The sequence below is a fragment of the Ulvibacterium sp. genome (assembly GCF_965248315.1).
Classification (GTDB): domain Bacteria; phylum Bacteroidota; class Bacteroidia; order Flavobacteriales; family Flavobacteriaceae; genus Ulvibacterium.
The window spans coordinates 3,234,250-3,257,238 of sequence record NZ_CBDFIX010000002.1; the positions used below are offsets into that span (position 1 = coordinate 3,234,250).

The window sequence follows — 22,989 nt, forward strand, 5'->3', positions numbered from 1 at the left end:
CATTACATTTATTTTTTTTGAAGCGATGACAGGTTGCATCTTTGACCTATCATCAATCAAAAAACGAACAATCATGATTAATCTATCTAAAGTTTTCCTCGGTATGCTTTTGAATTTGTTAGTACTTCTTTTTTGGGTAAGCACAGGAGAGGCCCATGCACAAAAGCATTACTCCTCCGTTAGTGTGAACAAGAACAATGGAAAGACCACCATTACGGTCAAAAATGGCAACAAAAAGAGTTTTTCGCTTGAATATGAAGGGGACATCACATTATCAGATGACGACAAGGACATCAAGGCCATTTCAAGAGGTGGTTATATGGAAATCAAAAAATCTGCATTCGGTAATCGGCGACGTATTTTTATAGAGCCTGATGCCAACGGGAAACTCATCAAGAAGTATTATGTGGGCCGTTCAGAGGAAAACTTTGAATCCGAAGGAAGAAAATGGCTAGCCGAAATACTTCCGGAAGTGCTCCGGTCATCTACATTGGGTGCCAAACAACGAGTAAACCGGTTCTATAAAAAAGGAGGCACTTATGCCGTGCTCCAAGAAGTTGGGAATATGCACAGCGACCATGTTAAGTCAACATATATCAGGCTTCTGTTGGACAAAAACCCAAATAACAATGATTTGACCGCCATATTGAAAGTTGTCGGAAACGATATCAGTTCCGACCACCACAAAGCACAAATCCTTAAACACAAAACGAAGACATTTTTAGCTACGGATGGTACAACAGCCGCTTATATAGAAGCAACAGGCAAAATAAGTTCCGACCATCACAAGGCGGAAGTACTCAAAAAATCCATAAGGGACGGTGAAATTTCCGAGACTCGGATGAAATCCCTTTTTGCGATTACCGAAAATATCAGTTCTGACCATCATAAGGCACAAGTGCTGTTGACCGCCTTGAAAAATAGGCCTCTCAATACCGAAAACATCAATGTATTGATCGCCACATCGCAAAGCATTAATTCCGACCATCACAAGGAACAGGTTTTAAAAGCAGCCCTTACCTCCCCCGAACTTTCGAGAAGTGTTTATAATACGCTTCTTAAATCCATATCCACTATGAGTTCAGATCATCATAGCGCAAATGTTTTTTCTGCGGTATTGAACAAAAAATTGGATGGAAAGTCTTTAACGGATGTACTTCAATTGGTAAATCGCAACATGAGTTCCGACCATCACAAGGCCCAGGTATTGAAGAAGGCTGTCCTAAAACAAGACCTTGATGGAGGTGGTTTGGAAGCCCTACTTTCGGCGCTAAAAGGGATGAGTTCCGATACGCATCAGACAGAGGTGTTCAAGCAACTGGCAAAGAAAAGTTTTGACTCCGATCAATTGATCAATATCCTCGCTGCCACCCGAAGCATGAGTTCCGATCATCACCAATCAATATCCCTAATGGCATATGCCCCAGCGGTACGGGAAAAGGGAGATACGGTTAAGGAAGCCTATAGAGATGCATGTGGCAGTATATCGTCGGAATTGCATTATGGAAAAGCCATCCGTGCCATCCACTAATTTGAGCCTTTACTTCAACTGCCCAAATACTCCTGTTACAATACTGTAATATTGAGTATTTTGGTGGGATGAAGTGGATTTCAAAAGAATTTTTATACCAACCGACCGTGAGAAAACATCTCAGCCTATTTTTTGTAGGGTTCCTACTTGGGGTTCTTGTTTATGGTTTTGTAAATTTTAGCGGTTTCCAAAGCGCGAGGGAACTAGTCTTGAGCGGGTTTATGGGAATATTCATATCGTATGTTATCCATTTTAGCAATCCATTTATCAATACGCTAGTTCCTTGGAAAAGACAACCGGGACTACGCCTCCTGACCGGAATTTTGGTGCACGGAACAATGGGTCAAGTATTGGTGTTTGGGATACTTTGGATTTATGACCAATCACTAGGGGCATCTTCCCTTTTTATACCGGACACTAAAGATATCTTACTAAAGATCGGAATTCTTCTATTTTGTACGGCACTGATTTATAACATCATCTATTTTGCCTTCCATTCCTATTATGAGTATTCGAAAGGACAAGTAATGGAAGCACAATTGAAACGGAAACAGATCCAGCTACAACTTACCGCCTTAAAATCACAGTTGAGTCCACATTTTCTCTTCAATAGCATTAATACACTTTCTTCCTTATTTCAAAAGGATACCCACAAAGCCGAATTATTTATACGGTCCCTAGCAGGCTCCTACGAATATGTACTTCGCAAATACGAATCGCCCTTAGTAAGCGTGGCCGAAGAGCTATCCTTTGTGCAAGCCTATTATTTTTTAATGAAAACCCGTTTTGGGGAACAGTTCCATTTGGATATACAGTTTCCGGATTACGTGCTACAGAGCAAAATACCTCCGTTAACCCTTCAAATGTTGGTCGAAAATGCGGCAAAGCACAACGTCATGGGTCCAGAACAACCTTTGGAAGTTAAAATGTCGATTATAGATGAAAGGATAAAGGTTTCCAATATTAAAACCGGCAAACGTCCAAAAATAGACTCTCTTAAAATCGGATTGCAAAATATCGCTTCACGTTATGAATTGTTGGCCAACAAATCCATAGAAATAACCGATGATCAAAGTTTTACCGTAACCTTACCCTTGATATCGTGAAAAAACTATTTGTACACCATCTACTATTTAGGCTGTTGAGTCCCTTGTTCAGTGGTACTTTGGTGTACTTACTTATTTTACTTATCAATAATAACATTGGGCAATTGCAGGAGACTTTTCTTGGACAGGAACTGTACGTATGTATTGGTTTAGCCTATCTCATACAGGAATACGCAAGGCTTTCCCTGCTCTGGTTTGAACGTTTGTCACAACCCAAAAGTTTCATATTGAAATTGGTACTACATCTCATCAGTTCGGTCGTTATTGGTATAGGTTTGGTCTCAGCTGCCATGTATCTTTATTTCACATACGTCCTAGGGTATACACCCAATCATAGGGAATTATTTATTTTCAATAGTATATTTTCAGTGATTACCTTGATTTATTTGGTGCTATACCTAAGTCATCAGTTTTTGTACAAGGTAAACACAGAGCTCATTACCAGGGAGATTTTGGCGAAGGAGGAAATTGAAGCTGATTTTAGACGATTCAAAAAAGGAATCAACCCCGAACTTCTATTTGAAAGTCTTGAATCCTTACTCGTTTTAATGAAGAAAGACACGAACCGGGCAGAACTTTTATGCGATCATTTTTCCAGTGTATATCGATATGTTTTGGCTCGAAAAAAACGGGAACTGGTACCTTTTTTGGAGGAACTAAATGTACTGAACGAATTACTACAATTGCTAGCATACTTGCCCTATAGGAAAATAACTTTGGGCAGGGTAGGGGTAACCGATACCTGGATAATTCCAGGAAGTCTATTAACGGTGGTGGAAAGGATAATACGAAGTACCATTGTTTCACCAGAGGTGTATTTGACATTTGATATTTTGGAAGACTCGGATCGCATTTTGATTCAATATGTGCCAGAAGAGGTTTTAAGAGGCGGTTTCCATACGGAAGAACTTAGCGATATAGCGGGAAATTATCAATTTTACACGGATAAGCCGGTACAGGTAGTAGCCAGAGACCCTTACAAAATAGTTGAAATTCCAAAACTAAAATTGGATGAAAGTAGTCATTATTGAGGACGAATATCTGGCGGCCGAAAAACTGGAACGCTATCTCCTCAAATACAATAGGGATATTGAAGTATTGATTAAGCTATCTTCCCTTGAAACGGCCATTCCTTGGATAGGGGAGCACCAGGAGACCGTAGATCTTTTCTTTATGGACGTACAACTTACGGATGGTTTGAGTTTCGAGATTTTTTCTACCATCTCCGTAGAAAAACCTGTGATTTTCACTACTGCTTTTGATGAATTTGCCATTGATGCCTTTAAGGTGAACAGTATAGATTACCTCCTAAAGCCCATTACGTTTACTGATCTTTCCAAGGCGCTAAATAAATTAAAATCTCTAAAGGAACAATTCTCCCGGCACCCGGAAATAAGTCCTTTGGTACAACAACTTGGCAAAAAGTCATATAAGGATCGTTTTCTGGTCCGGATGGGTAATCATATTCATTCCATACCCACTGAATCCATTGGTTATTTTTATGCCGAAGGTCGGGACGTATATCTAAAACGGACCAACGGCAAGAAATATCTTATTGAGTATACCCTAGAGTCACTTGAGGAGTTACTGGATCCCAAAAAGTTTTTACGGACCAATCGCAGTTTTGTTGTACATATCAATGCTATAGAGGATGTGGTCGTGTATGCCAACAGACGATTAAAACTAACGCTCAACCCCAAAACTGAGAACGAATTGATAGTAAGTAGGGAGAAGGTAGCAAAATTCAAGTTGTGGTTTGAAGGAATTTGATAACCTTGGACAAGCACAAATAACCATCCAATTACATAAAACCAAACAAATCAAATCTAAATACAATGCGATTTATATAGGGCGTTTTTAGTAATTATCGAAATTGAACCCAACATAAAATCCGAAAGCTTCATTTTTTCGTACTATACCTATCACTTGTAAATTAAATTTAGTTTTTTTGCCGAATGATTGGGTTCAAAACGAAATATCCTTTTGTTTCAACAGTGCTTTTGGCAGTGCTTGTTTGTATCCCTTTGGCTTTACAGGGACAGGAGAAGCTGCATTACGCTGGTCCTTTGCAGGTAGGCGAATACAAGGGAGAAGCAGGATATGATTATAAAGTAGTAGGTAAGGATACTTTACTTGACGGTCCTTTTTTAATGGAACGGTCCAATCTCCAGGCGCTTTTGGAAAACGAGGATTCTTCCTTTTTGTTTTCGGGAACATTTAAAGACCATTATCCCAACGGGTCTTGGCGATTCCAGTTCGGGGAATTTCAGTCCACTAGCCAAACACAGGTTATAGATTACCAATATAGAGTATTGGTTAGCGGAACGCAGGAGGAAGCAAATGGGACTTTAAAAGAAGGAAAACCTGACGGCGCTTGGACCTACACGGTAAATCGCATTAAGGATTCGGAAATAGAACAAGTCTTGTTCAAAAGCAATATTGTATTTGAAAATGGTATTCCCCAGCGTAGTTTCCGTATTGAAAATGAAAGCAGCACCCTTGTTGGCAGGTTTCTTCGGAATGGATTGGCGCATGATGAATGGTCTCTATATATTACCGATGAAGTTGAGGCAGTAGAAAGTTGGTTTTTTAATGATGGGGTGTTGGAAAAAGTCCAGAGCGGGGAAAATGATGAAACCAAAGTTGTACAAATATCCGTCAACAGTGCAGAACAAAGGAAAACTATCAATTTGGATGCACGTTACATAAATATACTGCAGCTACAACTCCCGGTAAGTGATACACTCAATATTTTTGAAACGGGCATGCCCAAGTTGCTGGCCGAAAATGCCCAATACTATAAAAAAATAGATGACATTTTATCTGAATTAGGGGAGTCGGCTTTTTTGCCCGAGTTTAAGGTAAAAGTGGCCCATTTCCCCTTGAATCCTATGGAAAAGGCACAACTGGATACCATTAGAGTCTATTTTGAAAAATCGAGGACCATCAGCGAATCCTTATTGAGCAGTACACAACTGAACATTTTAAAACTATCTGATGAGGAGGCACTTTTTCTGTATTCCGTTGTAAGCACCATTTCAGAGCATTTTTTAAATCCCATTGAAAAAGTGGTCGGTTACCAAGAACAAGGTATTCTTGAATTTGTTAGGCGAGATCAACTAATACGCAAATTATGGCCTAAAGGAAAACCATCTGTAAAAATTGAAGTGGGCAAGGAAGCCGATAGTGTCGGCGCAACCAGAACTTTTGTTTTGCCCAATGCAGAACGATTTAATTTTGATGGAAACACCATGTCATCCGTAGAGAAACTTGCCCAATATGCAACCTTTAGTCTGGACTCCATACAGCATTTGTTGAACAACAAACTAACCAAGGAGCAGCGACAACAGGAACTCATTGCCTTGGAGGAAGAATTGATCGCTCAAAGCAATGGACTGAACAACTTAATAGATTCGGTTGGCAGCACTATAACCCAGGTTAACAAAGGTGCCTTAATACAAATCAAAGCCATAGCCGATAAAAGTTTAAGTAGGTATTCGGCGATGGAAGAAGTAACGTCCAAGTTTCAATACGCCAGGGAACTGGTAGATTGCTATACCCAGTTGATGGCATTGACCAAGGCGGTGGTTGTATTACCAGCACAATGGGAAGAAATACAAGAACGGTACCAAGATGGTGTTTGGAACCCCTTTACCGCTACCGTGATGAATGAAGAAGTAAAAAAACGGATTACTGCTGCCTATCGCAAAGTGCTTGTACCCTATTTTTTAGAATGGGCACAATCCGATCTTAGTTGTGATAACGCCGGTGAATTGGTGATGCTTATGCGAGGTACCTACCGACGCATGGTGGAACTTAGAGAGGAGGAAACCTCAAAATTGGAACGAAAGCTTCGAAAAGAGCAAGACCCAAAAACGGTCATGCAATTGTTCAACATCCAAAACCAGGCCAAAGAAAATTAGCGGATGAGGCATCATGGCAAAAATCCCGCATGGGTATTGATCTTGTTTCTGATTTGTAGTTCATTGCCCTTATCCGCGCAGGAGGAAGGGCAAGAGGTACTCCCTTTGGAATCCAAATTTAAGGAGCCGGTTACCAAGGTATGGTTTAACACCTATGGCAACATCCGCATTTCAAAGCGTTTGTTTTGGGTAGCACAAACCCACTTTAGGCTTCAGGAAACGGAAAGCACCCCATTTGTGGGGCAAATGGCACAGATTTATAACCGACACGCCATAGGTTATATTTATTCCAAGAAATTCAATGTTAGTTTGGGAGGGGTATTGCGCCTTAATTTCAATACCAATGAAGATTCTATGGATCGCAATTTAGTGCCCGAATGGCGTATTTGGCACCAGTATCTGTTTGCTATGCCGCTGTCCAGTGTTATGACCTATCATCGCATTCGAATCGAACACCGTTGGAGCCAAGGTTTTGCAGAAAATAGCGAATACATTTTTAGGAATCGATGGCGGTATATGTTCCGATTAAAAGTACCCCTGAACAGTCATAAACTGGAACCAAAAACATTCTATGTTGCCCCCGAGGCCGAATTGATCATGCAGAGTGGAAAAGAAGTGGTTGCAAGTCCTATGGAAGATTTACGGTTGACCACTACATTGGGGTATATTGTAACCCCTAGGCTTACCTTCGCTGCGGGATTGATGTATTCCCACGGGCAAGAGTTAAGTAATGGGGGGATTTACAAGCAAAGTTGGACCTTAAGGTTCCATATGTATTTCTCTCCCGATTTTAGAAAGGTAAAAAATAAGCTACCCGAAATCCACTTCAACGATTAAATACGTATATCAATGCGTTGACCGAACTTTCTATAGCATGAAAAAACAAAATCGTACCATTATATCCTATCTTTTATTAGTGTTTGCCGTTGGTATCATCGTATTCTATCAATTGAAGACCAACAATCTTCAAAATGAGCTTCAGGCAAACAGGGCGTTCCAGGAGCAGATTGATGAGCGGATGAACGTTTACCAAAGTCTTTTGCAAATTGATTCTGCACTGATAAAAGGTGATTACAAAACCGCCCTAAAAGACTACCGAAATCAATTGATTATTTCTGGGGAGAACGATAGTACCGGAATTCAGCTTCGTATTTCGCTTGCAGAAAGGTTGATGAAAATGCAGAAGGCAATCCATTCGGATGCATCCTTAATTGCCCAACTCCAAGCTCTTGACTCAAATCAAACCGAGCATTTGGCCTCTGCAAAAGAGATCCGACAGTACGATTCCCTAAGCTTTGCCCTTGAAAAGACCAAGGTACGATTGGCCCGTATGGAACGTCAACTGCAGAAGAAATCTTTTGGTGAGTATTTGACCTTTACCAGCAGTAAGGGAAGTCAAATGCATTACGTTGGAGAGGTTAAAAACAAAAAAGCCAATGGCCATGGATTGGCACTTCTGGATACAGGTAGCCGCTATGAAGGGGAATGGAAGGACAACCAACGGCACGGCAAAGGTACCTTTTATTGGCCCGACGGAGAATACTACATTGGAAATTACGTAAACGACAAGCGGCACGGACAAGGAACGTATTACTGGCCTAATGGGGAAAAATATACGGGGGCATGGAAGGCGGACCAACGAAGTGGTGAAGGCATATTCTATGGTAAGGACGGTAAAATCATCGCCGATGGTGTTTGGCAGGAAGATGAGTTGGTGCAGGCTGATAAAAAACAAAAAAAGGAAAGCCGTTAAACCAGTGTCTCCCCACAAATTTAGACTTAGTTCCCATTCCCTTTTATAAGAAAAGAAATTGCAATAGATCTACATGCAATGGTTTTCCTTTAACTATATTTAGAGAGAAATTGTCTTTTACATAAGCCTTACCACAATGCGAGCTATTTGTTATGACTTCTTGAAATATTTCCTATTATCGTTCACTTTAGTACTGGTTTCCTGTGGAGAAAAAAAGACTAGCGCCAGTAAGGAATCAGCTGTTTTGGAAAAAACCGAATCGAAAAAGAGCAACTGGGTATCTATCTTCAACGGAAAGGATTTGGAAGGATGGACCATGAAAATAAAGGGTTATCCCCTTGGTGAAAATTTCGGTAATACCTTTCGCGTCTCCGATGGCATCCTAAGTATCCGTTATGACGGTTACGGCCCTGATTTAAAGGGTCGTTTTGGTACCTTGTACTTTGATAAAAGACTCACGGACTATCGCCTCAAAGTAGAATACCGATTTGTGGGCGAAACAGCACCAGGGGCACCGGAATGGGGCTATCGCGATAGTGGTATTCAATTTCACGGCCAACCACCAAATACACAAAAATTGAATCAACCATTTCCTGTTTGTATGGAATATAATTTCCATGGCGGAAATGGTAAGGACGACCGCCCGTTGGGAGCCTTATGCGTTAACGGAATCTTTGTGGAATTTGATGGAGCAAAGAATACGACTACCTGTATTCCGGCGACGGTACCCCGAACCTTTCACGGAGATCAATGGGTAACTGCGGAAATAGATATCAAGGATGGAGAAATAATCCACTTTGTCAATGGAGAAGAGATTTTAAGTTATACAAATCCCACTTACGATCCCAACAACGAAACTGCAAAAACATTGATTGTGGATGGAGATACCTCTGTAAAGGGCGGCTATCTTTCCTTTCAATCCAATAGCCATCCCATCGACTTTCGAAAAATAGAGCTATTGGAATATTAGTCTTCTATTATCACTTTTAGAAGTTGTATTAATATGTCATAAATCAACACGTTTTCCGGTCTTTACCGCTAGGTATATGGCATCTATAATCTTCATATCCTTAACACCTTCCTCACCGTCAAGAGGTACAATAGGTTCAACACCTTCAAAAATGAGTTGGGCCATCCCGTCCATTTGAAGAGTCTGGTGTGTAATATGAGGCTGCTTCAATTCACCCTTATGTGTACGCCCCTTGATAGGGCCATAGCCCGTTGAGGGTTGCATTTCTGCAAAACCGTCCTCCCCGTTAAGAAAAAAACGATCCAAATGACTCATGGCGTAAGTAGATAGGCAAGAAGCTATGGCTCCACTGGGAAAACCCATTTGAAACTGTATGGTTTCGTCCACACCTTCCTTAAATTTCACCGGATCTGTTTTTGTTTCCTGGGCAGTGACCCAAATAGGTTCCTCACCAAGCATATAACGTGCCCCGTTGATTGAGTAAATACCAATATCCATCATGGCACCTCCGCCGGCCAGTTCCTTGTTCAAACGCCATTGTGTAGGGTCTCCAATGGTAAATCCGGATTGGCCTTGAAAAAATTTAAGCTTTCCAAATTCACCTGCCTTACGCATCCGAATCACTTCTACCGTCTTTGGTTCATAGTGCATCCGATACCCTATCAACAATTTTACATTGGCCGCTTTGCAGGCGTCTACCATTTCCTGACCTTCTTGGGCATTAACACCCATAGGCTTTTCGCAGATTACATGTTTCCCGGCCTTTGCCGCCCTTATGGTCTGGTCTTTATGAAGTGCATTGGGCGTGATGACATAAACTACATCAATGTCCGGGTTGTCCTTGATTTGGTCAAAATTTTCGTAGTTATAACAATTCTTTTCAGGAATACCATATTTGGCGCGCCATTCAACTATTTTGGAGGGGGTTCCACTAATAATTCCGGTCAATTTGGCCCGTTTGCAAGACTCCATTGCCTTTGCCACCCTACGAGCGTAACTGCCCAGCCCCATAAGCGCAACCTTTAGCACGGGTCCTTCACAAGGTTCATCAGAGGCGGCGAACAAGTTTGTGGGATTGTACAATAGGGGTAAACTAATTGTTGAAACGGTCAATTTTTCTAAAAAATCTCTTCTTGAGCCCATAGTGTAATGTTTATAGGTTCTAAAATAACCAAAATGAAGTTATACCACCTTCCTAATAAAAATTGTTTTGTTATAAAATATTAAAAATACTGAGTTTGGGATCGTACCGCATTTATCGAATAGTATATTCTTTTAACCAGGAAGACAACTCAAACATTTCTTTAAAAGCATTCTAATTATAAACAGCCGATTCCAAAGATGTGGGGAGTTCAAAAACTTCCAACTCAAAATAGGGGAGGGCTGCCAATAAATGGTCGAATATATCTGCCATGATATATTCATAATTTTCCCACCGCTTATCACTACTAAAAGCATAGATTTCCAAAGGAATCCCCTGGGGAGTAGGGCTTAATTGACGTGTCATCAAGGTCATGTCCTTATTAATAGCAGAGTGAGCTTCCAAATAACTCTCAACGTATTTGCGGAAGACACCGAGATTAGTCAAGTTCCTTCCGTTTATAGGCAAACTCTTATTAACCCCACGCTCCTGATTGAACGCGGCAATTTTTTCGCTCCTAGTTTTCAAATATTGAGCAATAACCTCTATTCGTTTCAAGGATTCCACATTTTCCGGACTTAGGAACTTTACACTTTTCTGCCGTACTATCAATGCCCGTTTAATACGCCTTCCTCCTGATTTCTGCATCCCTCTCCAATTTTTAAAGGAATCGGAAATTAGTGCATAGGTCGGGATGGTGGTGATGGTCTTATCAAAGTTTTGCACCTTAACTGTGGCAAGCGTAATCTCAATAACGTCGCCGTCCGCGCCATATTTCTCAAAGGTAATCCAATCACCGATCCGCACCATATCGTTTATACTTACCTGTATGCTCGCCACAAGGCCAAGAATGGAATCCTTAAAAATCAAAAGGATAACAGCGGATGCGGCACCTAAGGCTGTAAAAAATTTCCAAATGGTAGTATCCGTGATAATGGCAAAAATGGTTAGGATACCGCCCACCCAAGCAAATAGCATAAACACCTGAATGTAGCTGTCCAAAGGTTTGTCCCGTAAATGAGGTAGGGTCCTTAAGTAGTCTCGTACACTGGCAAACAGCTTTTTTATCAATATTAGGGCCAACAATACGCCAAGAATCATTAATCCCTTTAGGGCAAGGGTTTCCCCATATTGGAAATCCATGAATACTATGGGAGTAATCTCAAAAAGGAACAGTAAGGGAAATATATGGGCTATATATCTTGGCACCTTATTGGCAACCAGGAAATTATCAAAATTCGTCGCTGTTTGCCTGGCTAGACGGACCGAAAGCGTTCGTAGAATTTTCCAGATAATGAAATCCAGCAACCAGGAAATGGCAATACTGCCCAACAATAGCACAAATAGATTAATATAAGATGCCGCGGTTTCCGTTATTCCCATTTTTAATAGATAATCATAGAGAATATGACCGTATTGGGTGTCCATAGTTGTCTTCCGTTGAAATTAGCAATTACAAAAATAAGGCTTACCTACAATTCTCTTGGTGAACTGAAGAAAAGCCTATGAAAAATTTAACAGATAACATAGTTCCGGTTAAATGACAAGAAATAAACCGCTCCTATGCATTGAAAACCCACAGTTTTGAAAGAGTATTGAAATTTCCAAGAGTTACTGGGCTATGGGGTTTCTTTATATTATTTTGAAAGAACGATGTAATAACCTAGTAACCAAGTAACTATACAATTTTTGAAAATCGATACATGTATAGACACAGGTAGTCTTGCTTTAAAAGTAACTGCATAAAAGGCGTAGGTCAGATTTCAATTAACGATTCTTACCAATAGTCCTTTGAGCCTTGAAATTGGGAATGTTAGCCCCTATTCTTGCATTGTTCCAATGTAAAAAGATATCTTTGTGTTGTTGTTATCCCTTTAACCAATACATTTTAAGTAAACGAATGGCAAAATCACAGCAGACATTTAACAAAAGTGAAAAGGAAAAAAAACGTTTAAAAAAGCGTGAGGAGAAGCGAAAAAAAATGGAAGCTCGCAGGGCCGAGGCAAAATTGAATGGAAAAAAGGGAATTGAATTTGCCTATGTGGACTATAATGGCAATTTAACGGATACCCCGCCAGATCCCTCACAAAAAATTGAAATAGAGGCCGAGAACATAGTAATCGGTATTCCAAAGACTTTGGAAAGCGATAAAGAAGCATTTGACCCGGTTAGAAAGGGAACCGTTTCTTTTTTTGATTCTTCAAAGGGTTTTGGATTTATCATCGATGCCGAAAACCAGGAGAAATACTTCACACATGTCAGCGGTTTAATCGATGAAATTGTGGAAAACGACAAAGTTACCTTCGAACTGGAAAAGGGAATGAAAGGCATGAATGCCGTGAAAGTTACTTTACAAAAATAACGCGGATTACTCTATTTACTTCATAAGTTGTATCATGCTTCAATACCTTGATTTTTTAAGAGTATGATATCAAACAGCTGTTCCACAACGCTGCTTTTAATTTAAAAAACGTTTACAGGGACAAAATGGACTTTAGCGGTCAAAAGCATGTCGTTTGGTTTCGTTATTTTATTAGCTAAGCGGTAATTAGTAATTTCACCAAGAATTGCTGGCAAATCGCTACGAATGATCGACAAGATTTCAAATCGTAAAAACAGGGTATACTACCATGTCCTTTTTTGGATGTCCTATGTAGCGCTGTATACCTTAATGTGGGGGAGCTATGATGATGAATATTGGGAACAATTCCAACAATTGCTGTTTCTTTTGCCATGGAAAATGATTCCTACCTACATCACCCTCTACTATTTAATGCCCAAGTTTCTTTACCCAAAGAAAACCGCCCAGTATATAGTCCTATCCATACTTTTGGCTTTGGCCATGGGAGTGATAGATCGCTATATGATATGGACCTATCTCTATCGCTGGTATAGTCCGGAAAAGGAATACTGGAAGACACCCATGTTATATCTACCCAAGTTGCTTAACTCCCTTGTTGCCGTATATACCCCGGTATTTGTAGCCATGGCCATTAAATTACAGTTATTTTATTATCAGAAGGATAAGATCAATAAAGAACTGGAAAAAGAGAAGGTGGCCACGGAACTTAAATTTCTTAAGGCACAGATTCATCCCCATTTTTTATTCAATACCTTGAACAGTATTTATTCACTATCGCTATCCCAATCCAAAAAAACCCCTAATGTGGTCTTGGGGCTGTCCAAGTTTTTGGATTATATGCTGTACGAATGTAACGAGCGTTTTATCTCTATTGGAAGGGAGTGGGAGCAATTGATGAACTTGGTGGCCTTGGAGCGCATACGGTATGAAGAAGGTTTAAGTATAAACGTTTCAGAATCCATTGATAATACTGAAACACTTATTCCTCCTTTGTTGTTGTTACCTTTTGTGGAAAATGCATTTAAACATGGAGCGGACAATGAAATCAATGATGCCTGGATCAACATAGACCTTAAGTTGATCCAGGATAATCTGGTATTTATGGTGGAAAACAGCAAAAGTTCCGAGCTTTCCAAAGAAGGATTGGATACGGACAAGAACATAGGACTTACCAATGTGAAAAGGCGATTGGAGTTATTTTTCCCGGACAAGTATGAACTAAAGATTTTGGAGGAGGAAGATAGTTTTTTGGTAAAATTGAATATTGATTTGAGCGACATCTCCGACCTAACACAAGAAGAAAATGTCCAATAAGATCAAGTGTATCATTGTAGATGATGAGCCCCTGGCCAGAGATGTATTGGTAAAGTATGCCAAGCAGATTGATCAATTGGAAGTGGTTGCAAGCTGTAGTAATGCCCTGGAGGCCTTTGAGCATATTCAGCAAGGGCATATACAGTTGGTTTTCTTGGACATCAAGATGCCTAAATTGAACGGGTTGGAACTGATCGAATCAATAAAGAATCCGCCACTGATCGTCTTCACTACTGCCTACAGAGATTTTGCTGTAAAGGCGTTTGAACTGGATGCTATAGATTACCTCCTAAAACCAATTTCCTTGACTCGTTTTTTAAAGACGATTTCAAAGGTGAACAAGTATCTCCAGGGGCAGCAGATAGAACTTAATGGCGGGGAATCCGAAACGGCAAAGAGGGAAGGAACTACTACTTTAGAGCAAGAGTTTCTCTATATTAAGGCAGATCGTAAAGTGGTTAAATTGGATTTGGCCTGTATCCATTATTTGGAGAGCCTAAACGACAAGGTGATTATTCACCTAACGGATAGGGAAGTCATAACCACCCAACGTATCAGTTACTTGGCCGAGAAACTGCCCAAACAACAATTCATCCGGATCCATCGCTCTTTCATCATTTCCCTCTCACATATAACCGCTTATAACAACATTATGGTGGAAGTAAAGGGCCGTGAACTTCCCATTGGAAGAAATTACCGCTCCCAAGCGTTGGAAGCCTTGCGCCAATAGGCTCCCTTTATTAGTTTTTTTCAATCTACAAATTAGATTTTCGTTTCAGGAATATGGCCACACTTCCCGTCTTAGGAATGGTATTTCATGTGGTTTTCTGTTAATCATTCCTTAAATGGGAGGTCAGTGACTTTTCACGCCCCTGAACAGCACTTTTAGACCTGTTTTCGTCATCAATCGACCCTTAAAAGTCATATCCTAAGTGAAACGGGTCATTCACAAAAATGTCTTGATAAAAGATTTTAGGGTGCATTACTTTGAATTGTTATCAAAAAGCGGACAGTCTTTTTTATGGAGCTTTCATCAGGTTTTTAAAGACTTCCAAAGAGAACTAATCCCAATATCAGAAAACAGGTATTGGGATATCTATTACAGATTTGGCAAAGTGTCCATACTATTTGGACCTTGAGGAGGGAAAACTGGATAGTTGGGCACTTGCCATTTAAATAAAAGAAACGTATGTCTTCTGTTTTCTACTCTACATCGGAATCCGATATTCATTTCACAGTTTTTAAGGTACCACGGTGGAGAGCTGCCATTTATCAATTCCTTTCCGTTCAACTTTGGGGAAGTTTACCCAGTAATCTGCAACGTGGCATATCCGCATGGTACTCGTCCCTATATACCAAATCCTATTCCAAAAAAATAATAGGGCCGTATCTAAGAGTCAACTATACCGATAAGAACTATCTGCAAAAGTTTAAACCTCCCAATGGGAAAAAGGAGTTTGCCAATTTTCAGGATTTTTTCACCAGGGAATTCAAAGAACTCCCTAAAAATCAAAGTGCTCATGTTTGGCCTTGTGAAGGCTTGCTTTGTGATACGGGATCTGTAGCGGATACTACAATCTCCAATGTAAAGGGAGACAAACGCCATATCGAAGCAATTTTCCAGGTTGGTGCAGGTACCATCCCAAAGGACTATTACTTTACAAATGTATTTTTGCATAATAAGAACTATCACCGTATCCATGCTCCGATATCAGGTACAGTAAGCCGAATTCAGCATGTTCCGGGTGATCTTGTGGTACTTAGGCCTTGGATTTATAAGCAAAATCCCTCTTTGCCAGCATTACGCAACGAACGGTATAACATAGATGTTGTGGATATCTGGGGACGTACATGGTACCTATCCATAGTAGGTGGTCCAGCAGTGGGCACTATTGCGCTTCCTAAAAAAATAAGCGTAGGGTCGACCGTTGAAAAACTAGAGGAGATTGCCTTATTTTATTTAGGGTCTACCTGTTGTATGGCCGCTCCCGAGGTACCAAAATACCACTCAAAAAATAGTTTTGTTCGGGTGGGCGCTACGTATTAGACATAGTTAGTTAAGATCGTAGGCTATGTTAAGCTCTACTCATATAGTTATGTAGCGCCTTACCCAAAACAATTTGGTTGCTATATTGGGTGATAAGAATAGTATGTGATTTTAAAACCAAATAAAGACGCCATCAAATGAATTACCTGAATGCTCATGTATTTTGGCAAAAAAAAGGCCTTCCCATAGAGGAGAAGGCCTTTTTTGTTAAGCACTATGCGATAACTTCAACATCCCCATCTGGAACCAAGGGACACGAACCACCATCAAAACTAATGGATAGCTGGTTTGTTAATACCATTCCACCTATTATTTGTGCAGCCTCTTCCGGTTCAATACCTTCTTTGGCATAGTTAACATCTTGGGCAATCACCAGATACTTCCATCTTCCACTTTCATTTTTACTAAAATACCTAAGACCGGTATAAACGCCGTCATTTCCTGAATTATCAGCTCTTTCACCATTGTCTTCCAATATAAAATCGATTTGCCTATTAGTCTCTTCTTGAATAAGAAAACATTTGACGAACAATTGAGATCCTTTAAGCAAAGTATCATTCTGATCAAAGAAAGAAGCTTTTATTAAAAATGGTTGCTTTTTGTAGATTCTAACAATATCGGGAGCGTTAATTTCATATCTAGACAGTAAATGAACGTTCTCATTTACGGTAGTATCGGAATAGCTATATGTTTTTTCAATTCCGTTAACATCCTTTACCGTACGCAGATACTCCCAATCGACCCCAACTTTAAAAGGTTTTCCGAACTCAATGGGATCTATATATTTAAAGCTTGCATTCAAGGATTCCGAATGGGTCATTTCACCATTTTTTGGCGGGGTCTTGTCCTGGCCTATCCGGTGTAGATCCCGCTCATCCGAATATGCCGCTATGCCGGCCACTACGGCTGCCGCCGCAACTAATCCCGCTGCAATTGGACTTGATCCGGAACCTGAAGCACAAACGCCGGAAGGCGTGGTGGTACAGCCCAAAGTTCCTGATACCGAGCCTGAACCGGAAGTAGCCTCCACAATAGCGGCCGCAACCAATAAAAGAAAAGCGGCAATAGCTATGAGCACCTTCCACCACGGGTCTTGAAAAGGAAGGTCACTATGTTGGCCCAGGTACACCGGGTTTGGTGTCCATCCCGTTTCATATTCCAGAGGCAAAAATGAAATTGGGCACAATTCAACCATCCTTTCACCAATTGTAAAGGTATACCCTAAGTTTTCCAAGGCATCTCCCAAATCTTTCATTTTAGATGGGCTCTTTTTATCCTTACAGCATTTGGTACTTATAGGTTCTGTAATTTCACGATATCTTATCGTATAGCTTCCTTCCGGAGTTTGTGTGGTAAAAACTTTGTTTATGGAGTCAAAGGATGTGTTGGTAATGAATATTTTTTTGATTATCCGATGACTTTCAGAAGAGTTTTCCACGATAAAGCTAACATAATATGTACCGGCAGGAACATTTGCTATGTTTAAGTCCCAGCTCTTTAGAATGCTCGCTCCACCGCCAAATGAACCAACGGAATGAGTAACCGGCGTTATGGCAATATTTGGATGCGAAGCAGTTTCAACATAAATTCTAACACTGTTTAAATTGGATGAGGACGAATTGGTAAAATGGGCATTGAGCATCATTTGCCCTATGCTAGATTCAAAAATTCCATCTGGAACCATTAATCCGGTCAAAAGATCGGTCGCAAAAGGTCTATTATTTATTTCAACGGGTATCATGCTTTTTCTTTTTTGTCGTTAATAATCAATGTGGCCAATCCGCCTGTAATCTTGCCATCTATAAGTTGAGTAATCCTAACCAGAGCAAAATCTCCGGATATTTCTCCATTAATGGCCATTCTTGCGGTACGATGGCCCTCAATGGAAATGCCTTTTCTAATAAGGTCGCCATTATCACAATGATCGGGCATTTGATCGGGACAGAAAGATTCTGAAAATCCTATACTATTAATTTTCCCTTCTTTCCTCCCTTTTAAAAGTTCCTTAACCTGATTGAAATCGGAAATATCCTTTACGGAAATTTGTTCTGCCCTGATATCGAATTTCTGGACAATTCTAAAAGCATTATGAATCTCAAAATTCATGTGAAACATACCATTTTCAGCCATTTGGACAGATAGGTTTCTCTGTGCTACATGCCTATCCGTAGGAACATTGAAATCAATTAAGCTAGTTAAGGGGTCGTTCTGGTGGTAAGCTTCTGCAAGGATACATTCATGTCCGCCATTGAGGTATTCAGGAACCCAAGGCACTAAACATAGTACATCCTGTACCTGATCTGGGTCTAGGCTAACAAAGGATTGCCCAATATAATTGGCCGTATCCCTATTAAAGCCAACCGCTGGATTGGCCCAATAAAATTTAACGGTGGCATTGCTAACTGAAGTACTACCGCCATTTCTGACTTTTGCCTTTAGATAACATGGTTCACCGGCTATCGGAGTACTTTCGAACTCGTCTGTCGGTTGCTTTACGATCCAAACATCGGGACTGAGGTACCAATGGGGGGATCCATCTCGGATTTCTAGCGCTATTGCCATAATCTTTACTTTTAATTAATATTCCGTTTATAATGTTATTCAAAGCTATTTTAATATATGTTTATTCCTACTTTAATTGTACGTCCATACTTGTATTCCGTATGTATGGTCATAATTTACAGGTAGTTGACCCATAAGGTAGAATTACTGAAAGAGGAGGTTGAGGCTTAGGTCCATGAGTTCATTTCATAATCTAGATAAACAGCCTCAAATAATTGAATAACAATTATTTAAATTGTAAAGACAATAGCCGATTAATTTTAAAAACGTAGCTATTTGGCTATAAGCGACAGGAGAAACAAAAACGGTGTTGCGGACTATATAGAAATAGAAGTCCGATTTTCGAACTGACCTTTATAATGGTTGGATACTATCTGGCAGAAAGTTTTAAGTATATAGACTTTCACTGGCTACGAGTTTTCAAAGGAGGCGAATTGAACCCGCAAATTTTTGTGAATCTTCTTTTGCCAAGTGATATCAAAATTGATTAGATAATTCTTCTTATCATAAAATCAACCTTGGAGAATGGTAAAAACATTCAGCTCTTTCTTTTTCCCTTTTAAAAGTAGATTTCCTATGGACTTCGTAGCATACCTTGAGTCTACCGGCAAATTTTCCTTTAGCTCTTCAGATATCAAAACGGTAACATTATGTTTGTTACATTCTGCTTGTATTCTTGCGGAGGTATTGATTACATCGCCATGAAAGGCCAATTCCTTTTTTACGACCCCTACTTCGGCAACCATTAACTTTCCACCATGGAGACCCGCCTTAAATTCGGGAACCAAGCCGTATTTATCCATATAATAGGAATTCCGTGACTTTAGAACATTCTGAAATGCAAAGAATAAAGCCACACAATTCGTATTGGCCAACCCTCTACTGTAGGGCCAACTAAGTACTGCCTCATCTCCTACATATTGATAGATTTCAGCGGCATATTTCGGAACAATATCGTTCAAGTCATAAAAACAATCCTGAATAAGTTGGCTGTATTTAAAATGCCCCAGGGCTTCGGCAATAGTAGTAGAGGATTTCAAATCGAGAAACATAAAAATGCGCTTTTCTTCCCGAGGTTTTTTGTACCTCCCCAATAACATTTTTAGAAATACGCCTTTTCCAAATTTTTCATTGGCAATCCTAATGAAAGAAAAGATTAGGGAAGTAAGCAAAAAGTACAACACCGTTATCCAAAAACCCTTGTCATGGCGCCACCAACCTATGTCGTTATTTTTCTTGAGACCAAACAGATTTGTTCCCAATTCGATCATAGAAGTGGCAATTAGTATGATTAAGAACAAATAAATAAGTGTCTTTATAATAATCGTTAACCCTATGGAGCGCCTTTTGGAATTATACTTTTCAAAAGCAAACTCCATTGTAGCGTAGAAAATTCCCATTAGAAACCCGGCAAGTGCAAATAATGGAAGTATGTTCTTCATTTTCAGACCTTCGCGAAAGCCCTCGCTAATAGTAATGCCTTCTTCCGATCCAAGACCATAAAACCGAAACAGTCCCCAGAGCACCATAGCAAAAGTCCAGAAGAGTATGGATTGCCATAAGTAGTTCAAAAACAGTCGTATTGCTTTGTTCATCCCTTCCACTTTAAAGTAGGGTCAAGATAGAGGATTTAGATCTAAGATGTTTTATCTTTATGAAATCTTGATGTTTTCAAAATTAAAATGTAGTGCTCAGGATGAGAGGATATCCCAGCATATTCAATGATGTAATCGGACCGGTAATGCGGGGGCCATCAAGCTCACATTGCGCCGCCTCTCTTCGCATTGGCCGAATGTGTCGCGATTTAATGGATGGCCATATCAAGGAAGTCTGTATTGAATTTGACCCCAATGGTTCCTTGGCTACGACCCATAAGGGCCAGGGATCGGACATGGGATTATTTGGAGGGTTCCTAGGATGGGAAGCGGACGAGGAGCGTCTACCGGACTATCTCAAGGCCATTGAGGAAGCGGGCATTCAAATTAAAATAGATATTCACCCCATAGGGGCAACACATCCCAACACCTACAAGATTACCCTGAAAAACAACGTGGAAACTAGAACGGTAACGGCCATTTCAACCGGAGGAGGCATGATCGAGGTTGTTGAAATCGATGGGGCCAAAGTGTCGATGGCGGGTGACTTTTATCAAACCTTGGTCTATGTTAAATCTCCTACCAATCTTGTTGAACATATTGAACGATCCTTCTCTTATGATGAAATCGCTATACGCGAAGGAGTTTCCTATTTCTTCGAAATAAAATCAAACCGATTCATTCCCGCTGAACTGGAAGCAGCGCTTCTAGAAATGGACCAGGTCCTTTGCATTAAGAAAATTCATCCCGTACTTCCCATAATGGCACGTAAAAATCTTACGGTACCCTTTATCACTTGTAACGAGATGCTGGAATATAACGCGGATAAAAACCTTGTATTGTGGGAGTTGGCAGTAGCCTATGAAAGCATAAGGGGGAATATCTCCAAAGAGGAAGTATTTGAGAAAATGAGTTCCATATTGGGAATCATGCAAAACGCCATAGACATTGGATTAAAGGGAACAAAATATGCCGATCGTATTTTGGGCCCGCAGTCTTTGGCGTATCAGGAACGGATAAAGGACAAAAAGCTCGTGGAGGGGGATATTCTGAACCAAGTGATTTTGTACACTTCCGTAATGATGGAGGTCAAAAGTTCCATGGGGGTCGTAGTAGCAGCACCTACGGCAGGATCGTGTGGTGCTTTGCCCGGAGCGGTTATCGGCGTTGGCAGAACATTGGAGCTTTCAGAAGATGAAATGGTAAAGGCGATGTTGGCGGCCGGAATTATAGGGGTCTTCATTGCGGCACATGCGACCTTTGCAGCCGAGGTAGGAGGATGTATGGCCGAATGTGGATCAGGATCAGGTATGGCAGCGGCAGCGATTGTGGGATTAAAAAAAGGTACGTTGAACCAATCGCTTTCGGCGGCATCGATGGCATTGCAATCCAGTTTAGGTATGATATGCGATATGATTGCCGACCGCGTCGAGGCTCCTTGTCTGAACAGAAATGTAATGGCAGCCACAAATGCCATCTCCTGCGCAAATATGGCCCTGTCCGACTATGATCATCTGATTCCCCTGGATGAAGTAGTGGAGACCATGAAACGCGTAGGTGACGCATTGCCCAATACCCATCGTTGCACGGGTCTGGGAGGTCTTGCCATTACAAAGACCGCAAAGGAAATAGAGGCTAAACTGGCCAAGGGAGAGATAAATAAAAGCAAGACTTTTTTTAAGGTTTGCTAGGTCGGCGAAGTCATTTTGACAGAATTCCCTAAATACGTTGGTCGGTTTCAAGCTCCATATTTCTCAGAAAATAGATATGATTACAATAATTTGGGTTTCACTGGCCGGTCTAGCGGTCTGGTTCGCTGTCGTTTTAACAAGGGACTTCCTAGCACATAGAAACACACTGGAAAACAGCAGTTGGTTAAAAACATCGATCATTGGCTTTGTCGTCAACTTTTTTGATGTACTTGGCATTGGTGCATTTGCTCCACAGACGGCCCTTCTAAAGTTTACCAAACAGACCAAGGACAAACAGATTCCGGGAACGATGAATGTGGCGAACACGCTTCCTGTGCTTCTACAAGCCTTGATTTTTATTACCATTATAGAAGTAGAGCCCATAACATTGGTTTTGATGTTCATCTCAGCTGCTTTAGGGGCCGTTTTGGGCGCAGGGATAGTGGCCAAATTGTCCGAAAAAAAGATTCGGTTGGTCATGGGCTTTGCTTTATTGGTAACGGCATTTTTTATGTTGGCCACCCATATGGAATGGATACAAGGCGGGGGAGAGGCCATAGGACTCCAAAAAGGAAAACTTGCTATTGCCGTGGTAGCCAACTTTGGTTTGGGCGCTTTGATGACCGCCGGCATTGGGTTATATGCCCCCTGTATGGCCTTGGTCTTCGCCTTGGGCATGTCCCCCAAAGTGGCTTTTCCGATTATGATGGGTTCTTGTGCATTCCTTATGCCTCCGGCTTCGGTGCGATTTATCCGAGAAAAAGCCTATAACCGAAAGGCGGCCATCGCCATGGCGGTTCCCGGGGTTGTGGCCGTATGTATTGCCGCTTTTATTATAAAGTCGTTGCCACTGGATATGTTGAGATGGGTCGTAATTGGGGTTATATTGTACACTTCGGGAGTGATGTTATATGAGGGATTTACTAAAAAACAACCTTAATTCCCATAGGCACAAAAGTGTTATTTTTTAGTAAAGTTTACCTTCATTAAAATC

Annotated in this window: 19 protein-coding genes; 14 read left to right on the forward strand and 5 right to left on the reverse strand. The window is 40.7% G+C overall.

Going from position 1 to position 22,989, the window contains the following annotated elements; all coding sequences use genetic code 11:
- Positions 1-73 precede the first annotated feature (73 nt).
- The 8 genes from ACP2AF_RS15480 (at position 74) to ACP2AF_RS15515 (ending at position 9,283) form a co-directional block, all read left to right on the forward strand.
- On the forward strand, positions 74-1,531 hold the full coding sequence (locus tag ACP2AF_RS15480) for a hypothetical protein (RefSeq protein ID WP_425237054.1): 1,458 nt from the start codon (positions 74-76) through the stop codon (positions 1,529-1,531).
- 221 nt (positions 1,532-1,752) lie between these two features.
- Entirely contained in the window at positions 1,753-2,637 is an 885-nt protein-coding gene (locus ACP2AF_RS15485) for a sensor histidine kinase (RefSeq protein ID WP_425237055.1), read from the forward strand.
- Positions 2,634-3,668: a histidine kinase gene (locus ACP2AF_RS15490; protein ID WP_425237056.1), complete on the forward strand. Its 1,035-nt coding sequence runs from the start codon at positions 2,634-2,636 to the stop codon at positions 3,666-3,668. Before ACP2AF_RS15485 ends, ACP2AF_RS15490 begins: the two co-directional genes overlap by 4 nt.
- Entirely contained in the window at positions 3,649-4,407 is a 759-nt protein-coding gene (locus ACP2AF_RS15495; protein ID WP_425237057.1) for a LytR/AlgR family response regulator transcription factor, read from the forward strand. Before ACP2AF_RS15490 ends, ACP2AF_RS15495 begins: the two co-directional genes overlap by 20 nt.
- A gap of 230 nt (positions 4,408-4,637) precedes the next feature.
- The gene (locus tag ACP2AF_RS15500) at positions 4,638-6,560 is read left to right on the forward strand and encodes a hypothetical protein (RefSeq protein WP_425237058.1); all 1,923 of its coding nucleotides are present in this window, start codon (positions 4,638-4,640) and stop codon (positions 6,558-6,560) included.
- Positions 6,561-6,563: 3 nt separating this feature from the next.
- Positions 6,564-7,397: a DUF2490 domain-containing protein gene (locus ACP2AF_RS15505; RefSeq protein ID WP_425237059.1), complete on the forward strand. Its 834-nt coding sequence runs from the start codon at positions 6,564-6,566 to the stop codon at positions 7,395-7,397.
- 37 nt (positions 7,398-7,434) lie between these two features.
- The gene (locus tag ACP2AF_RS15510) at positions 7,435-8,313 is read left to right on the forward strand and encodes an MORN repeat-containing protein (RefSeq protein ID WP_425237060.1); all 879 of its coding nucleotides are present in this window, start codon (positions 7,435-7,437) and stop codon (positions 8,311-8,313) included.
- A 136-nt stretch (positions 8,314-8,449) separates the two neighbouring features.
- Complete coding sequence (locus ACP2AF_RS15515; RefSeq protein ID WP_425237061.1) at positions 8,450-9,283, forward strand: 3-keto-disaccharide hydrolase; 834 nt, start codon at positions 8,450-8,452, stop codon at positions 9,281-9,283.
- Between the two features lie 36 nt (positions 9,284-9,319).
- On the opposite strand, the gene ACP2AF_RS15520 is transcribed toward ACP2AF_RS15515, so the two are convergent.
- Positions 9,320-10,426 (reverse strand): Gfo/Idh/MocA family protein, encoded by a 1,107-nt coding sequence (locus ACP2AF_RS15520; RefSeq protein WP_425237062.1) that lies wholly within the window; start codon positions 10,424-10,426, stop codon positions 9,320-9,322.
- Between the two features lie 172 nt (positions 10,427-10,598).
- Positions 10,599-11,852, reverse strand: a complete 1,254-nt coding sequence (locus ACP2AF_RS15525; RefSeq protein ID WP_425237063.1) for a mechanosensitive ion channel family protein — start codon at positions 11,850-11,852, stop codon at positions 10,599-10,601.
- A 472-nt stretch (positions 11,853-12,324) separates the two neighbouring features.
- Between ACP2AF_RS15525 and ACP2AF_RS15530 the strand changes: the two genes are divergently transcribed.
- From ACP2AF_RS15530 to ACP2AF_RS15545, 4 genes are all read left to right on the forward strand, one after another.
- Complete coding sequence (locus ACP2AF_RS15530; RefSeq protein ID WP_425237064.1) at positions 12,325-12,786, forward strand: cold-shock protein; 462 nt, start codon at positions 12,325-12,327, stop codon at positions 12,784-12,786.
- 225 nt (positions 12,787-13,011) lie between these two features.
- The gene (locus ACP2AF_RS15535; protein WP_425237065.1) at positions 13,012-14,100 is read left to right on the forward strand and encodes a sensor histidine kinase; all 1,089 of its coding nucleotides are present in this window, start codon (positions 13,012-13,014) and stop codon (positions 14,098-14,100) included.
- The gene (locus ACP2AF_RS15540) at positions 14,090-14,830 is read left to right on the forward strand and encodes a LytR/AlgR family response regulator transcription factor (protein WP_425237066.1); all 741 of its coding nucleotides are present in this window, start codon (positions 14,090-14,092) and stop codon (positions 14,828-14,830) included. Before ACP2AF_RS15535 ends, ACP2AF_RS15540 begins: the two co-directional genes overlap by 11 nt.
- A 459-nt stretch (positions 14,831-15,289) precedes the next feature.
- The gene (locus ACP2AF_RS15545) at positions 15,290-16,147 is read left to right on the forward strand and encodes a phosphatidylserine decarboxylase (protein WP_425237067.1); all 858 of its coding nucleotides are present in this window, start codon (positions 15,290-15,292) and stop codon (positions 16,145-16,147) included.
- Between the two features lie 214 nt (positions 16,148-16,361).
- Here the strand turns inward: ACP2AF_RS15545 and ACP2AF_RS15550 are convergent, their stop codons facing one another.
- The 3 genes from ACP2AF_RS15550 to ACP2AF_RS15560 form a co-directional block, all read right to left on the reverse strand.
- Entirely contained in the window at positions 16,362-17,888 is a 1,527-nt protein-coding gene (locus tag ACP2AF_RS15550) for a hypothetical protein (protein WP_425237068.1), read from the reverse strand.
- Complete coding sequence (locus tag ACP2AF_RS15555) at positions 17,885-18,709, reverse strand: hypothetical protein (protein WP_425237069.1); 825 nt, start codon at positions 18,707-18,709, stop codon at positions 17,885-17,887. Before ACP2AF_RS15555 ends, ACP2AF_RS15550 begins: the two co-directional genes overlap by 4 nt.
- A gap of 512 nt (positions 18,710-19,221) precedes the next feature.
- Positions 19,222-20,304 carry an adenylate/guanylate cyclase domain-containing protein gene (locus tag ACP2AF_RS15560; protein WP_425237070.1) on the reverse strand — a complete coding sequence of 361 codons (1,083 nt, stop codon included), beginning with the start codon at positions 20,302-20,304 and terminating at the stop codon, positions 19,222-19,224.
- Between the two features lie 101 nt (positions 20,305-20,405).
- Between ACP2AF_RS15560 and ACP2AF_RS15565 the strand changes: the two genes are divergently transcribed.
- Together ACP2AF_RS15565 and ACP2AF_RS15570 are read left to right on the forward strand one after the other, a co-directional pair.
- Positions 20,406-21,995 (forward strand): L-serine ammonia-lyase, iron-sulfur-dependent, subunit alpha, encoded by a 1,590-nt coding sequence (locus ACP2AF_RS15565; protein ID WP_425237071.1) that lies wholly within the window; start codon positions 20,406-20,408, stop codon positions 21,993-21,995.
- 76 nt (positions 21,996-22,071) lie between these two features.
- Positions 22,072-22,935 (forward strand): TSUP family transporter, encoded by an 864-nt coding sequence (locus ACP2AF_RS15570; protein ID WP_425237072.1) that lies wholly within the window; start codon positions 22,072-22,074, stop codon positions 22,933-22,935.
- The last annotated feature ends 54 nt before the right edge of the window (positions 22,936-22,989 follow it).

Excerpts from the sequence above, each read along its gene's own strand:
- ACP2AF_RS15480 (WP_425237054.1), top strand. The coding sequence starts at position 74 with ATGATTAATCTATCTAAAGTTTTCCTCGGTATGCTTTTGAATTTGTTA.
- ACP2AF_RS15485 (WP_425237055.1), top strand. The coding sequence starts at position 1,753 with ATGGGAATATTCATATCGTATGTTATCCATTTTAGCAATCCATTTATC.
- ACP2AF_RS15495 (WP_425237057.1), top strand. The coding sequence starts at position 3,649 with ATGAAAGTAGTCATTATTGAGGACGAATATCTGGCGGCCGAAAAACTG.
- ACP2AF_RS15505 (WP_425237059.1), top strand. The coding sequence starts at position 6,564 with ATGAGGCATCATGGCAAAAATCCCGCATGGGTATTGATCTTGTTTCTG.
- ACP2AF_RS15510 (WP_425237060.1), top strand. The coding sequence starts at position 7,435 with ATGAAAAAACAAAATCGTACCATTATATCCTATCTTTTATTAGTGTTT.
- ACP2AF_RS15515 (WP_425237061.1), top strand. The coding sequence starts at position 8,450 with ATGCGAGCTATTTGTTATGACTTCTTGAAATATTTCCTATTATCGTTC.
- ACP2AF_RS15520 (WP_425237062.1), bottom strand. The coding sequence starts at position 10,426 with ATGGGCTCAAGAAGAGATTTTTTAGAAAAATTGACCGTTTCAACAATT.
- ACP2AF_RS15525 (WP_425237063.1), bottom strand. The coding sequence starts at position 11,852 with ATGGACACCCAATACGGTCATATTCTCTATGATTATCTATTAAAAATG.
- ACP2AF_RS15530 (WP_425237064.1), top strand. The coding sequence starts at position 12,325 with ATGGCAAAATCACAGCAGACATTTAACAAAAGTGAAAAGGAAAAAAAA.
- ACP2AF_RS15535 (WP_425237065.1), top strand. The coding sequence starts at position 13,012 with ATGATCGACAAGATTTCAAATCGTAAAAACAGGGTATACTACCATGTC.
- ACP2AF_RS15540 (WP_425237066.1), top strand. The coding sequence starts at position 14,090 with ATGTCCAATAAGATCAAGTGTATCATTGTAGATGATGAGCCCCTGGCC.
- ACP2AF_RS15545 (WP_425237067.1), top strand. The coding sequence starts at position 15,290 with ATGTCTTCTGTTTTCTACTCTACATCGGAATCCGATATTCATTTCACA.
- ACP2AF_RS15550 (WP_425237068.1), bottom strand. The coding sequence starts at position 17,888 with ATGATACCCGTTGAAATAAATAATAGACCTTTTGCGACCGATCTTTTG.
- ACP2AF_RS15555 (WP_425237069.1), bottom strand. The coding sequence starts at position 18,709 with ATGGCAATAGCGCTAGAAATCCGAGATGGATCCCCCCATTGGTACCTC.
- ACP2AF_RS15560 (WP_425237070.1), bottom strand. The coding sequence starts at position 20,304 with ATGAACAAAGCAATACGACTGTTTTTGAACTACTTATGGCAATCCATA.
- ACP2AF_RS15565 (WP_425237071.1), top strand. The coding sequence starts at position 20,406 with ATGAGAGGATATCCCAGCATATTCAATGATGTAATCGGACCGGTAATG.
- ACP2AF_RS15570 (WP_425237072.1), top strand. The coding sequence starts at position 22,072 with ATGATTACAATAATTTGGGTTTCACTGGCCGGTCTAGCGGTCTGGTTC.